Annotated in this window: 11 protein-coding genes; 7 read left to right on the top strand and 4 right to left on the bottom strand. The window is 67.6% G+C overall.

What is annotated here, in order from left to right:
- Window positions 1-181: 181 nt before the first annotated feature.
- The 7 genes from ACZ5IK_RS29830 to ACZ5IK_RS29800 all read left to right on the top strand — a co-directional run bounded on the left by ACZ5IK_RS29830 (window position 182) and on the right by ACZ5IK_RS29800 (window position 9835).
- Entirely contained in the window at window positions 182-604 is a 423-nt protein-coding gene (locus ACZ5IK_RS29830) for a hypothetical protein (RefSeq protein WP_101613300.1), read from the top strand.
- Window positions 605-647: 43 nt separating this feature from the next.
- On the top strand, window positions 648-1418 hold the full coding sequence (locus tag ACZ5IK_RS29825) for an enoyl-CoA hydratase/isomerase family protein (protein WP_465490737.1): 771 nt from the start codon (window positions 648-650) through the stop codon (window positions 1416-1418).
- A gap of 89 nt (window positions 1419-1507) precedes the next feature.
- Window positions 1508-2917: a S28 family serine protease gene (locus ACZ5IK_RS29820; protein WP_465490736.1), complete on the top strand. Its 1410-nt coding sequence runs from the start codon at window positions 1508-1510 to the stop codon at window positions 2915-2917.
- An 89-nt stretch (window positions 2918-3006) separates the two neighbouring features.
- Window positions 3007-6849: a CHAT domain-containing protein gene (locus ACZ5IK_RS29815; protein ID WP_465490735.1), complete on the top strand. Its 3843-nt coding sequence runs from the start codon at window positions 3007-3009 to the stop codon at window positions 6847-6849.
- 28 nt (window positions 6850-6877) lie between these two features.
- A complete protein-coding gene (locus tag ACZ5IK_RS29810; RefSeq protein WP_465490734.1) occupies window positions 6878-8488 on the top strand; it encodes an Hsp70 family protein in 1611 nt (536 codons plus the stop codon).
- Between the two features lie 9 nt (window positions 8489-8497).
- A complete protein-coding gene (locus ACZ5IK_RS29805) occupies window positions 8498-9169 on the top strand; it encodes a hypothetical protein (protein WP_465490733.1) in 672 nt (223 codons plus the stop codon).
- 3 nt (window positions 9170-9172) lie between these two features.
- Complete coding sequence (locus ACZ5IK_RS29800) at window positions 9173-9835, top strand: RES family NAD+ phosphorylase (protein ID WP_465490732.1); 663 nt, start codon at window positions 9173-9175, stop codon at window positions 9833-9835.
- 49 nt (window positions 9836-9884) lie between these two features.
- On the opposite strand, the gene ACZ5IK_RS29795 is transcribed toward ACZ5IK_RS29800, so the two are convergent.
- Genes ACZ5IK_RS29795 through ACZ5IK_RS29780 form a run of 4 tightly spaced genes read right to left on the bottom strand, consistent with a single transcriptional unit; the run spans window position 9885 to window position 13864 of the window.
- The gene (locus ACZ5IK_RS29795; protein ID WP_465490731.1) at window positions 9885-10520 is read right to left on the bottom strand and encodes a vWA domain-containing protein; all 636 of its coding nucleotides are present in this window, start codon (window positions 10518-10520) and stop codon (window positions 9885-9887) included.
- 13 nt (window positions 10521-10533) lie between these two features.
- A complete protein-coding gene (locus tag ACZ5IK_RS29790) occupies window positions 10534-12051 on the bottom strand; it encodes an Hsp70 family protein (protein WP_465490730.1) in 1518 nt (505 codons plus the stop codon).
- A complete protein-coding gene (locus tag ACZ5IK_RS29785) occupies window positions 12048-12239 on the bottom strand; it encodes a hypothetical protein (protein WP_465490729.1) in 192 nt (63 codons plus the stop codon). The genes ACZ5IK_RS29790 and ACZ5IK_RS29785 overlap by 4 nt, the downstream gene beginning before the upstream one ends.
- Window positions 12236-13864 carry a TRAFAC clade GTPase domain-containing protein gene (locus ACZ5IK_RS29780; protein WP_465490728.1) on the bottom strand — a complete coding sequence of 543 codons (1629 nt, stop codon included), beginning with the start codon at window positions 13862-13864 and terminating at the stop codon, window positions 12236-12238. The genes ACZ5IK_RS29785 and ACZ5IK_RS29780 overlap by 4 nt, the downstream gene beginning before the upstream one ends.
- Window positions 13865-13866 lie beyond the last annotated feature (2 nt).

The raw sequence follows: 13866 nt of genomic DNA, 5'->3' as shown, positions 1-13866 counted from the left end.
ACTGGCCGTGGTGACCTTCACCCATTAGCGCCGGTAATCGGTGTTTCATGCGCATGAGACCATCGATTTTCCGATCATCGACTCATTGGGTGAAAAGTTACCGTTCAGCTTCGGCGGCCTCCGGGAAATCCTTATCTTCAGGGGAAAGGTGCCGACGCGAGCAGAAAGCGGGGACGTGACCATGACCCAGTCACTGGAGATCCCGGTCCAAGAATTCTCCCTTGCTTGGACCATGACCGCCGACAAGGGCGGCAGAGTCGGATTCGCCGCTTCCGGTCAGGTGACACTTCTCGACAACAAGCGTTTCTACAAGATCGACGGGGTCCTCTACATCTCCGAGGGCAGCGCCTACTGCCGCGACATCGGCAACCCGCATCTGTTCGTCCGCCGCAACGGCGTCGAGGAGAGCGGCAGGCAGTGGGGCTGGGAGACCATCTGCAACCGCAAGTCGTGCAGCAGGCTGTGCGCGATGGACGCGTACTTCGTCCGCACCGGCTACTGGTCGCCCTCCGACCGGGCGATCCAGCTGAGCATCGGCGCGGAATCCGGCTGGAACCGCAAGCGTTCCTTCAGCCCGACGATCACCGTGCGCCTCGCGGACTGACCGGTCCACTGTAGATCTCCGCGGGCTCGGGTACGGTCGGCCCATGGCCACCTCTTCGATCCGCGTGGACGACGAAGGCGGGATCGCCGTCGTCACCCTCCAGCACGGCAAGGCGAACACCCTCGACACGGAATTCTGCCAGGAGCTGGCCGTCCGGCTCGAAGACGTCCAGCTCGGCGGCTGTCGCGGGGTCGTGCTGACCGGTACCGGCGGCGTCTTCTCGGCGGGCGTCGACCTGCGGCGAGTGCACGACGGCGGCGCGGACTACGTCGAGGACTTCCTGCCCGCGCTGTCGGACGCGTTCCTCTCGGTGTTCGGCTTCCCCGGCCCGGTGGTCGCGGCCGTCAACGGGCACGCGATCGCCGGCGGGGCGGTGCTCGCCGCCGCCTGCGACCGCCGCGTCCTCGCCGACGGCCCTGGCCGGATCGGGATCACCGAACTGCTCGTCGGCGTCCCGTTCCCGTTGGCGGCGCTGGAGATCCTGCGTTCCGGGTTCGGCGCCGACATCCTCGCCGAACTCGCGTTCCTCGGCGAGACCCACCTGCCGGAGGACGCGCTCCGGCTCGGGCTGGTGGACGAGGTGACCGCGCCCGAGTCCGTGCTGCCGCGCGCGATCGAGGTGGCCAGGAAACTCTCCGAGATCCCCGCGGCCGCGTACGCGCACACGAAGGCCCAGCTGCATCGGCCGTTCCACGAGCGGATCGCCGAGCACCGCACCGGCGACGACGCCCACGTCCTCGAACTGTGGAGCTCACCCGAGGCACTCGCGGCCGTCAAGGCCTATGTCGACCGGGTGCTGGGCGGGCGGGCCTGACGTCGGGCTCGACCGGATAGCCGATTGCCCACCGGCGCGGACTCTGTGAGTATCCGACCGCTCGAAGGTCGGCGATGGGGAGGGCATGCATGCGGAAGCTCACGGCCGCGTGGTCGGTTCTGGCGATCACGGTTCTCGCACTGGCCGGGCTGACCCCGGCCGCGCAGGCGGCACCCGAAGACATCAAAGAGGCGCTCGGCCGGACCCCCGGACTGACCGTCGTCTCGGAGAACCCGGCGCCGACCGGATACCGGTTCTTCAAGCTCGCCTACGCCCAGCCCGTCGATCACCGCAGGCCGTCCGCAGCCACCTTCCAGCAGCGATTCACCTTGCTGCACAAGGAATTCCGCTCGCCGACCGTGGTGTACACGAGCGGGTACAACGTGGGCGAATCACCCAACCGCTCGGAGCCGACGCAGATCGTCGACGGCAACCAGCTGTCGATGGAGTACCGGTTCTTCACCCCGTCGCGGCCGGAGCGGCCGGACTGGGGCAAGCAGCTGACGATCTGGCAGGCCGCCGCCGACCAGCACCGCGCGGTCGAGGCGTTCAAGCGGATCTATCCCGGCAAGTGGCTCGCTACCGGCGGCAGCAAGGGCGGCATGACGGCGACCTACTTCCGTAGGTTCTTCCCGAACGACGTCGACGCGACGATCCCCTACGTCGCGCCCAACGACGTCATCAATTCGCACGACCGCTACAACCGTTTCCTGGCGAACGTCGGCGACGACCCGGCCTGCCGGTCGGCGCTGAAGGCGATCCAGCGCGACGTGCTGACGCGGCGCTCGGAGTTCGCGGCGCTCGCCGCCGCCGACGCGGCCAAGAACGGCTACACGTTCTCGATCGTCGGCTCGGCCGACGTGTCGCTGGAGATCTCGGTGATCGACTCGTACTTCGCCTTCTGGCAGTACCAGAAGCAGGCGGACTGCGCGACGGTCCCGAAGGCCGGCGCTCCGGCGGCCGAGGTCTACGCCTGGTTCGAACGCGTCGAAAGCCTCAACACGTACTCCGACCAGGACCTCGGGGCCTACGTCCCCTACTACTTCCAGGCGGCGTACCAGCTCGGCGCTCCGGAGTCCTACGAGGACTACCTCCGGGACCTGCTGCGCTATCCGGGCCGGAACACCGCCCGGTCGTTCGTGCCGAAGTCCGTCGACATCCCGCGGTTCGATCACCTGGCGATGCCGGACGTCGACTTCTGGGTGAAGACGCAGGGCAAGCGGCTGCTGTTCGTCTACGGCGGGAACGACCCGTGGGGCGCGGAGCCGTTCAAGCTCGGCTTCGGCACAAAGGACTCCTACAGCTACACCGTCGCGGGCGGGAATCACGGCGCCCGGATCACGCAGCTTCCGGCCGCACAGGCCGCCGAAGCGACGAACACCGTGCGGCGGTGGGCGGGGCTGCCTCCGGTCTCGCCCGGGGTGACCACGCGTTCGGTGCCCGCCGGGTTCCCGGACTTCGACGCGGACCTGACCCTGCTTCACCGCCCGCGTCTCTGACACCCCGCGTTTCGGCACCACGGCAGGGGCGGAAGTGACAACTTCTCGTCACTTCCGCCCCTCCTTTCCCGACGCTAGGGTTGCCAGCGATGTCGGAGGGGACTGACGAGGGCGACGATTCCAGCGCTACCGCGTTCGATGAGCTGTGCGCGGCCTTCGACGACGCGGTGTCACGCGCGTCAGCGGGTTCGGTCGGGGCCCTCACCGAGGTCGTGGAACTCGGCGAGACGCTGCTCCGACGCGACGACGACGCTGAACCACTCGATCGTGTCTACGTGCGCTATCTGCAAGGTCTGGCCTATCTGCAGCGTTTCGAAGAAACGTGGACAGCGAACCCCGATTCGCCGGACGAGGAAGACCGCGATCGCGCCATAGAGGCATTCAGGGAGGTCGGGAACTCTCATCCCCCGGAGAACCCAGTCTGCCTCGAAGCCACCCTGCGCCTCGGAATGACGCTCGCTCATCGAATTCTCCGGCAAAGCGCGACGCCACCGCCAGATCTGTCCGAGGCGATCGATTCACTGACGGCCGCGCTCGCCGCGTCCGAGGTCTTCGAGCCGGACACGGTCCGCCTGGCGAGGCAAAGTCTGGGGTCCCTGTTCGCGACCCGTTTTCTCCGGGCGGGTGGGGGCCAGGACGACCGAAACCGCGCAACCGAAGAACTGGCCCGGATCATCGACGATCCTGCCTCACCCCGCGAAATCGTCGATTCCGCCCATTTCGGTCTCGCCCTGCTCAGGCTCTCCGGATCGGCGCCTGCCGACTTGCGCCGGGGTGCCGACAGCCTGACCGTGAAAGTACTCGACGAGCTCAAGAATCCTTTCGAACTCGACGATCAGGCCACGGCCGACACCGTGCTGCACCATTTAAGCGCCATCTCGGCGCAGGACAACACGTTCGGAAGCACAGTCTCGATGTTCCAGGCCTTGACGAGGATGCTCCAAGATCCTGCCGAGATTTCCGTGGACAACCTCCGCTCGGTACGGGACGCCCTCGCCGACGCGCAGAAGGACGAGGCCTCCGACTCGATGGAATTCGGCCTCCTGACGGGTATGCGAGTCTCTCTCGAAACCCAGCTGGCGAGGCTCGAAGGTGACGACAACTGGCACTCGACGGAGCCGATGGACGCGTTGGTGGACGTCCTGGCCCGGCACGGCGACCATCCGGCGGAGTCATTCACCCGCCATCTCCTCGGACTGGTCGCGACCGCGCCGGACGCCGAGTCCCTTCTGCGAAGTGACGTCAGCCACCCGTTGGAACGACTTGAGCGGGCCCTGCTCGAACTGGACGACCACCCCGCGCGTTCGAGCGCGCTGGCCAAACTCTCCATCCTCGCGATCAAACAGGCCAACGACAGCAAATCGCCCGACGCGGTGGTCCGGATCCACAGTCTGCTGGCCAAGAGCCGTGGACGCCCTGACACGTCGTCGCGGAACGACGCGATCCTCGCGCTGCTCATGGGCTTGACCGAAGCGGAACGCAGCCGGTTCGACAATGACACTGATCGGATAAGCGCGGCGATCGAACTGGTCCAGGAGGCCGCCGAGCGTCTTCCCGAAGACGACGAGCTCCGTCCTCTGCTGGCTCCACTGATTTACGCGATGCTCGCCCAGCGATACAGCATGACGCGGGATCTGGCGGACCTCGACGCGATCGTCGACCTCGACCGGCCTGTGGCGTCGTCCAGTGGCGACGAGGAACCTCCTACCCGGGCGGCCGCGGCCGCGGTCTGGATGCCCCGCCTGCTGAAATTCATCACCGCCCTGGCACGGGGCGATCGGTTGTCCCCCGGCAGGATCAACGAGTTCAGGACCGAACTCGAAGACACCTTGACCCTCATTCCCGTCGAAGATCGGACCACGGGCGGCTGGGATCGACTGCGGGGAATAGTGGACATGCTCCAGGCATCCCACGACGAAACCGGGGCGGATTTCCCCCGGTCGGGACCACGCCTGACGGCTTTCCGAGAAGCCGTCGAAAGCTTCGCCCACCGGGACGCCGAGGCTCCCTCGTTACTCGACTGGACCTATGAGGACACGGCCCTGCTGATCGGCGAAGCTTTCGCGTCCCGCAATCGCGACCGGCTGGACGAGGGCATAGCCAAGTTGACGAGGGAGTACGCCAAGCCCTCCGAATTCACCCACGAAAGACTTGTGATGCTCGGCCAGCTGGGTCTCGCCTTCCGGATGAGAAACATGATCTGGCGGCAGGCTCAGGACCTCGACAACGCGATCAACCGATTGGAAGAAGCCCGGCTCTTCGCGCTCCGTGAGCCTGGGTTGCCCGACACCGCACCGATTTTCAACCAGCTGGGCGAGTGCTACTTCGCCCGCGGCGACACCAACCGCCGAGACCAGACGCGCGCCGTCACGGCCGGTCTCGACGGGCTCAGAGCACGGATGAAGGAAGTGATGATCCAAACCGGTGCGAGCCGGGCGCTCGGCGCGGCACAGCACGCCGAAGGCGAGGCGGCGGACGTCGCGCGCTGGTGTGTCGGTGCGGGCGACCACGATTCCGCCGTGCGAGCGCTGGAACTCGGCAGGGCGATGGTCCTGCACTCCGCGACCGTCGATGCCGACACCCCGGGCCTGCTCCGCGCGAGCGGGCGTCCGGACCTGGCCGCGGGCTGGGAGGAGCAGGTCGGTCAAGACCAGGCTGCGGGTCTCGACGGGCCGATCGTCACAGCCAGGATGCCGAGCACTCTGCGCCGAGACGTCCTGCTCGCGATCGAGGGCACCGAAACCGAACAACGCCTGCTGTCACCGCCGTCTGTCGCTCAAATCGCCGCCACACTCAAGCAGGCTGACGCGGTGGCGATGGTCTATCTGGTTCTCCAGGACGAAGGGAAAGCCGGCTTCGCCGTCATCGTCTCTTCCGACGGATCCACCACCGAAATCCCGCTCCCCCGCCTCTCGGTGACCGCGGGCGGGCCGATCGACAGGTTCGAGGACGCGCAACGCGATGTTCAACGCGCTCGCTCCGGTGACGACGCCGATCAGGCGAGGAAGCGTTGGACGAAAGCGGCCGAAGCGCTCAGCGACTGGGCATGGCAGGCCGCGATGGGCCCTCTCCTCGACCACGTCCGCTCCCAAGGGCATCGTGGCGTGCCAAGGCTCGTCCTCATCCCGGTGGGTCGTCTCGGCTGCGTACCTTGGCACGCCGCGAGACGTCCGGTCACCGGCGGTCTCCGTTATGCCTGCCAAGACGCGATCGTCAGCTACGCGGCGTCCGCGAGGCAGTTCGTCGACGCCTCCGGCCGCGGGCGGCGGGGCTGGGCGAAAGAACCCGCGCTGGTCGGGGTGGCGGGATCGACGTCGCTCGAGGATCACCTCATCTGGGTCGAGGCCGAAATCGCCGCCCTCGAACGGTTCTATCCGGGGGCGGGCGTCGGCTGGCCACGTCAGGCCGTCGTACGGCGGCTCCTGCCGCACAAAGGAGGACCGGGAGCTTCCCTGCTGCACCTGAGCTGCCACGCCGTGCGGACCGATCCGCCGCTGGACTCCTATCTGGTGCTCGCCGGCAACACCAAGCTGTATGTGCGCGACATCCTTCGCCAGGCGGCCCAGCGACCGGCGGACGCCGACGGCGGGCTCGTCGTCCTCGCCGCGTGCGCCAGCGACCTGACCGAAACGTCCCAGGACGAGGCACTGACCTTGGCGACCGCGTTCCTCGCCGGTGGAGCGGCCGGGGCGGTGGGCACCCGCTGGCCAGTGGCCGATCTTCCGACGGCCCTGTTCATGATCATGTTCCACCACTACCTCAACTCGGGATACCCGGCACCGCCGACCGCGTTGCGCGCGGCCCAGCTCTGGATGCTCGACCCGAACCGGGAACTCCCGGACTGGGTCACGGGACTGTTGGCAGGAACGGAAAAACGACCCGACCTTGAAACGATGAACCACTGGGCGGCGTTCACCTATCAAGGCCGCTGACCGACAAACCCGAGAAAGGCACCTCGAAATGCCCGCGAAGACGACGTTCGGAATCGACCTCGGCACGACACACTCTTGTATCGCCTCGGTCGACGACGCGGGGAAAGCCGCGGTGATCAGGAACGTCCTCGGCGAGGAGACCACGCCTTCGGTGGTCTATTTCGAGGCGCCTGCGCAGGCCACTGTCGGGACCAGCGCGAAGAACGCCGCCGTGCTCGCCCCGCATTTGGTGGCCCAGCTGACCAAACGGCTCATCGGAGAGCAAAAGATCGCGGGACACTACCACGGAAAGGACTACTCCCCGGAGGAGATCGGCGCGCTGATCCTGCGTGAGCTCGTTCGCGCGACCAAGGAGACCACCGGTCAAGTGGTCGAGGACGTGGTGATCACCGTGCCCGCGTATTTCGGTGTGGCGCAGAAAGAGGCCACCCGGCGGGCGGGCGAGATAGCCGGGCTCCGGGTGCTGGAGGTCTTGCCGGAACCGGTCGCCGCGGCGCTGCACTACCAGACCCTCGACACCGGTACGGGAACCCGGCATCTGCTCGTCTGCGACCTCGGTGGCGGAACCTTCGACACGACCGTGATCCGGCTCGAAGGAGACGACGTCCGGGTGCTGTGCACCGGGGGTGATGGACGGCTGGGCGGCGCCGACTGGGACGAGCGGGTCCGCACCCATCTTCTCGGCTGCTTCACCGAACAGCATCCGCATTTGGACCCGACCAAGGACGAAGCCTTCTTGCAGGACCTGGCGACCACCGCCGAACAGCTGAAAAAGGATCTCAGCAAGACCGAGGCCCGTCGGACCGCGTTGCATTTCGGCGGCGCCGTGACCCGGGTGGAGCTGACCAGGGAGAAGCTCGAAGAACTCACCTCCGATCTGCTCGACCGGGTCGTCCGGGTCGCCGAGCAGACCGTCGAAACCGCGAAGGCCAAGGGAGTCGATCGCTTCGACGACGTCGTGCTGGTCGGCGGGATGTCGAAGATGCCGGCCGTCGCCGAACGGCTCGAACGACGTCTGGAACTCCGTGGGCGGCACCACGAGCCCGACCTGGCCGTCGCCAAGGGAGCCGCGCTGTACGCGCTGCTGAACCAGGTCAAGAGTGGTGTGGCGGCGAATCAGGTCGCCGGGCAACTGGGAATGAGCGCGGAACAGGTCGAAGCACTGGCCGCCAAACAGGTCACCACGGTGGCTTCGAAGGCGTTCGGGGTGATCGCCGTCGACACCCGCGACCCGTTGGCGCTGACCGATCCGTTGCACGCCCGCAAGATGGTCGTGCACCTGATCCCGGCCAACACACCGCTGCCGGCGGACACCGGCCCCTATCCGTTCGCCGTGGCCGTGGACAAGCAGCGGATGGTGGAGATCGAGGTGTGGGAGCAGACCAGCGAATTCGAGTCGGAAGAGCCCTCCGACAACGTCCGGATCGGCCGGGGCCTGCTCCGCAACCTCCCGCCCCGCCCGGCGGGATCACCGTTCGACGTCACGTTCCTCATGTCCGAGACCGGCAAGCTGACAGTGCACGCCGAGGAACCGTCCTCCGGTGCCGAAGTCCGGTTCGAACTTCAGATCGGCGCCATGAACCAAGCGGCCGTGGCGGCCGCGCGGACCGATATCGCCCGTCACGTGGTACGAGACTGAGAGGCGGAAATGGGGACATCCGAAGCGATCGAGATACTCGTCCGGGACTGGCGCGGCATCAGCAAACGGCTGACCCGCCGGACCCGTGAGCTCGTTCAGGACCAGGTCGCCGATCTCGCTTCCGAGCCGATACCCGAACTCATCACCGGCAAAGCCGGACGGCTCTGCGTCCTGATCGGGAACGAACTGCCGCCGGCGCACCCGTTCCGGATGGCGCTTATCGAAGGAGGGACTCGCTTCCTGCGATCCGATCCGGACGCGGCGGCGTTGGCGGACTGGTTCAGTACCCGCGAGCTCCTGCTGGACCTGACCATGAGATCGGGTATCAGGCGAGTGACGACAGAAGAAGTCCAGCGAGAGGCCGCGGCCTGGCTGCTGGCCGCGGATTCCCTGTCGGAGCGCGAACTCCTCGGACGAGGCGCGGATCCCGCCGCGCTGGATCTCATCCAGCTGGAAGGCCCCGACGGCCGGACACGGTGGCCTGCCTTCCAGTTCGGCGAACGGGCCGATCTGATCAAGGAGATCAACGGGATCCTGGACGCGGCGGATGACCCTTGGGGCGCCGCGGACTGGTGGCTGGGAAGCCATTCCCGGCTGGGTGGCGTCCCGGCGGCGCTGCTCGGCGAAGTAGACGACCAGGTGTTGCTGGAAGCCGCCAGGACCGAGCGGGCGGAGGCCTGAACCATGCCGGACTACGACCCCCCGGAGCACTACTCCGGTTCCCCGAACCGGTTCCTGCTGTCCGCGGGCACCCCGCTCTGGCACATCCACCCGCAGAGCCGGAAACCCGCCGAGTTCACTCCCTGTAGCCGACGGCCGGGCGCGGGCGCCGGCCGGTTCGACGGCACACACGAGGAGCCGTACGACGCGTACAACGCCGGACTCGAGGCCTCCACCGCCGTGGCGAACATCCTCCTGAACGGTATTCCGGCGCCCTACACCGAGTTCCGTACGGTGCGCAGAGTCGCCGTCGCGCGCCAACAGGTGAGCGTGGTCGCCACCTCCGCCGAGCTGAACCTGGTGAGCCTTTGCGACGCCATCGACCTCAACGCGGTCGGGCAGGATCTCTGGCTGATCCACAGCGACGACTGCCACGATCCACGAGTACGCCGATGGGCCCGGTGGATCCGAGCCAACGCGGAATGGGCGGAAGGGTTCATCTGGCCACCCCGGGGCGGTCCGGAGCGGCGGGCGGTGGTCCTGTTCGGGGACCGGTGCGATTCCGCGGTGCTGGAGCCCGATCCGTTGTTCGAGGTGAACCTCGACGACGAGTTCGGCGCGACTTGGCTGAACGGCGTCCTGGTCGAATACCGGGCGCGCATCATGCCGCCGAAAGTCAGGAAGTGACGCCGGCGGGTCTGTCGTCTTCATGCGGCCGGTGGAAGTCCGGCACCGGTCATCCCCTTTCCCTTGCCGACTTGCGGGAGACGGTCAGGCCTTTGGCCATCGAAGCGATCCCCGCGCTGATCGAACGCACGTCCTCGATGAGCCGATCCTCGTCCTGCTGGCCAGGGCACACCAGGGCCGACAGCTGTTCCGTCGCGCCATGCCCCAGCCCACGCACGACGATCCGCACACCGAGCGCGCACAACTCCCTTGCCGCGGCGACCGCGGCCGGCCGGTTGCCGACGTCGCCGTCACCGAACACGCAAAGGACACGATCGCCGGTCAGCGGCGCGAGATCTTCTTTCGCGATCCGCAGCGTCGGCAGCAGATCGTTGCCACCGGTCGAAGTGGCGGCGGCGAGCCGTTCCGTCAGCGCCGAACGAGCGCTCCCGGGCGGGACGTACGCCTCGACGTCGTGGTGCCAGAGGACGAGACCGCAGTCGTATCCCGCGTCGAAGGCCTCGTTCAGAAACGAGGTACCGCCCTCGATGGCCTGTAGCAACGGATCCCCGTACATCGAACCGCTCACGTCGATGCACAAAAGCACGGTTCCGCGATACTTCGCTCGCAGAACATCGAAATGCGGTCCTGGCGGGGACTGGGTCAGGCCGGCGCCCTCGAATCGCTTGCGCACCCAGCTACTCATACGTCCTCCGAACTCATCGCCGGACCGTGATGGCGCCGAGCGAACCCGCCAGGCGCCGGGTGGTTTCGGCGTCGACGACGCCATCCATGTATGCCTCGAGCGCCAGCGCGGTTCCGGTACCCGGTTCTCGTGCGGTGACACCCAGCAGGCCGTCCTCGGTCACCCTCAAGGTCACCTCGATCAAGGAACCGGCGGGCAACGGGGGTAACCCGGTCAATTCGCCGTCGAGGACGCGGCGGTTGTCCTCGACCTCCTCCGACGGCAGTTCGCCCGCCTGCTCGTAGATCTGGATCCGCACCGTGTCCTGTCCATCCAGCACGGTGCGGAAAGCCGTGGTCCGGCTCGCCGGAAGCGGATCGTTCCGGTGCACGGTGTGGACGACCATCTGCCGGGTGCCGTCGGGATCGTGGCTGTCCTCGATGAGAACTCCGAAGCTGCGCGGCACCACCGACCGTGTCGACGACCGCTCACGCGCCGCGGACGCCAGCTGGCCGGCGCGGATCGCCGCACCCCGGACCACGGCGTGGTCGGGATCCAACAACCGTGGCGAGCGCCGCAGCCTTTCCTCCACGGCGGCGGCGATCGCGGGCATTCTCGTCGAACCGCCGACCAGGATCACCTCGTGCACCCGCAGTACACCCTTGCCGGACACGTCGGCCAGCAGCCGGGTGACCACCGACAGGGTCCGTTCGACCAGATCCGCGCCGATCCGCTCGAGGATCGTCCGGTCGAACGGCACGGTCACCCGGTCCGTGCCGAGCCGCACCGTGACCGGTCGTGAGACCCGGCCGCTCAGGTCCTTCTTGGCGGTCTCGGCGAGAAGCCTCGTTTCATGAAGGAATTCCTCGTCGTCGAACGGGTCGGCGTCGGGTACCGCACTGACGAAACTCTCGACCAGGAGGTCCGCGATCCGCTCGTCCCAGTCGGCGCCGCCGAGCCTGCTGTCACCGTCCGTCGCGACCACCTCCGCACCGTCGCGCGTAATCCGCAGCACGGTGGTGTCGAAGGTCCCGCCACCGAGGTCGTAGACCAGCACGACGTCGCCTTTCCTCGCCGTGACGCCGTAGTGCAGTGCCGCCGCGACCGGCTCGCTGAGCAGTTCGAGGACGTCGATCCCGGCCAGCCGTGCCGCCTGATACGTCGATTCCCGTTCGCGGACACCGAAGTAGGCGGGCACCGTGATGACCGCGCGGACCGGCTCACCCTCCCTGCCGAGATGAGCCTGTGCGTCTTCGACCATGCTCCGCAGGATCAGCGCCGAGATCGACTCCGGGGTGTGGGCCACCCCGTGGAAGAACAGTTCGAATTCGGTGCCCATCCGCCGTTTGATCAACGACACCGCGTTGTCCGGGTCCACGGTGCCGGACTCGCGCGCGGCGGTGCCGACCAAGGCGGACGACGCCGACTCGAAGTACACCACCGACGGCGTGATCAACTCGTCCACCCGGTTCGGCAGCACGGCAGGCTCCCCGTTCGCGGTCAAGGCGGCCACGGCCGAGTAGGTCGTCCCGAGATCGATACCGATGATCACACTGCCTGCCAGTTCATCTCGGTCCAGGCCGTCCGGACACCATTCGCCAAGGACAGGACGAATTCCCCGATTTCCGGGTACCAGGCGGCGACACCGAGACCGGCGGCCGCCAGCAGCAGGACGACGATCGCGATCACCACGATCCGGTAGCCGAGGTAACCGGGCGGGACGGTCGTACGCGCGGTCATACCGCTTCCTCCGGCTCTCTTTCGGCGGTCTCGGGACGCGCGCGTCCCGAGACCGGGTCAGGCCACAGCTGAAGACCCGAACCGGCGATGACCCACGCGAGCGGACCGGCCGGTGAACGCGGGTCCCTCACCGGGATCCCGGTGAGGGACGAAACCAGGAAGTACTCGACGTCGCCGAACTCTCGTTCCGCGGAAAGGACGAGGTTGTCCAGCCCCGCCCGCTCCAGCCATGAGCGGACGTTGCCGGGTTCCAGCCCGGCGGCCAGCGGCAGGTCCGCGAGCAGGTCGGCTTTCACGACCGCCACCGCGAGCCTGCGTTTCGAGGTGGCGACCCCGTAGTCCAGCAGCCTTTTCGCGGTCACGTGGTAGACCCGCTCGGGTGCTTCCGATGCCGGAGCCGCTCGTGAAACGATCTCGGACGTGGCACCGAGTTGGTCACGCACCCAAGGGATCGAGAACGGATCGATCACGAACACCAGGCCTTGCGCGTGGTCGAGGAACTCGAGATCGGTGTTGTCGTCACGATCGGCGTAGAACTCTCCCGCCGCGTCGAACAGGTGCAGCAGGGCCCGGCGCCTGCCCGCGGTGTACCGCGCGGTGACGGCACGCGGCAGCTCACCGAACGGCGTCTTGACCGTGTCCCCACCGGCACCGATCAAGGACACCGCGGCGTCGAAAGCCTGCTCGCTGTCCTCGTCGACGAAGTCCATGACGCCGCCGTTCGCGGCGACTCCGTCTCGGATGGCGAGCAGGCCGGTGTACACCAGCCGGGTCTTGCCTGCCGAAACCGGGCCGAACACCGGCAGCCGCACGTCCGTCACGATCGCGGCGCCGCTCCGCAGTGTTTCCCCGCACCGCGGGCAACAGGGTGGCGCCTTCCCTGCCATCCGCATCACCGAGGTCGGCATCACCTGGCCACAGCCGCACCGGCGCCGGATCCCGCCGAGCCTGCCGGGCCGGATGTCACGCTGCGGCTTCCCGCACCCAGGGCAGGCGAAGGTGGGCAGCGGGGTCACGTAGTAGCAGGTTTGGCAGCTGCCACTCGCCTTCCGCTGACGGCGGATCAGCTGGTCGGTCACGCGCAGCAGACCGGACGGCACTCCCCAGGCGATCCAGGTCACGAACAACGCGAGCCCGCAGACGAGGAGGATCGCGGTCGTGGCCGCCAACGCTCCGACGCTCACTCCGGACCAGAGCGGGACGAACAGCAGCGCGGCCCCGATCCGCCCCGGCCACGAGCCCGCGGCCGTCCACCGGATCCATTTCCAGCCTCGGCCGAGCAGTTCGGCATCCGCCCGCCACACCCGGGCGAGGTCGGTTCGAGCCTGTGCGGCGAAATAGGTTGGCCACGCCCAGTCCCGTTCGAACGCGGTGTCACCGCGCCACTTCGGGAGCGCACCCTCGTCCCCCAGGACATCATCCGGTGTGATCAGCCGCGGGCCGCCGCTCCGGCCGGTGAGGGTGAGAATCGCGGACCCCACCGCCGTCAGCGCGCCGATGCCGATCATCGCGGGTACGGCGAAGATCAGGCCGGGCAGCAGGAACCAGAGGAAACCGGCGACGACGAGCCAGATGACGAAATAGAGCGCGACCAGCGCGAGCGCGAAACCGATCAGGTACTGCACGA

The organism is Amycolatopsis sp. NPDC031561 (assembly GCF_055580625.1).
The sequence above is the reverse complement of the archived record's forward strand: the minus strand, read 5'-3'. Positions and strand labels throughout refer to the sequence as shown.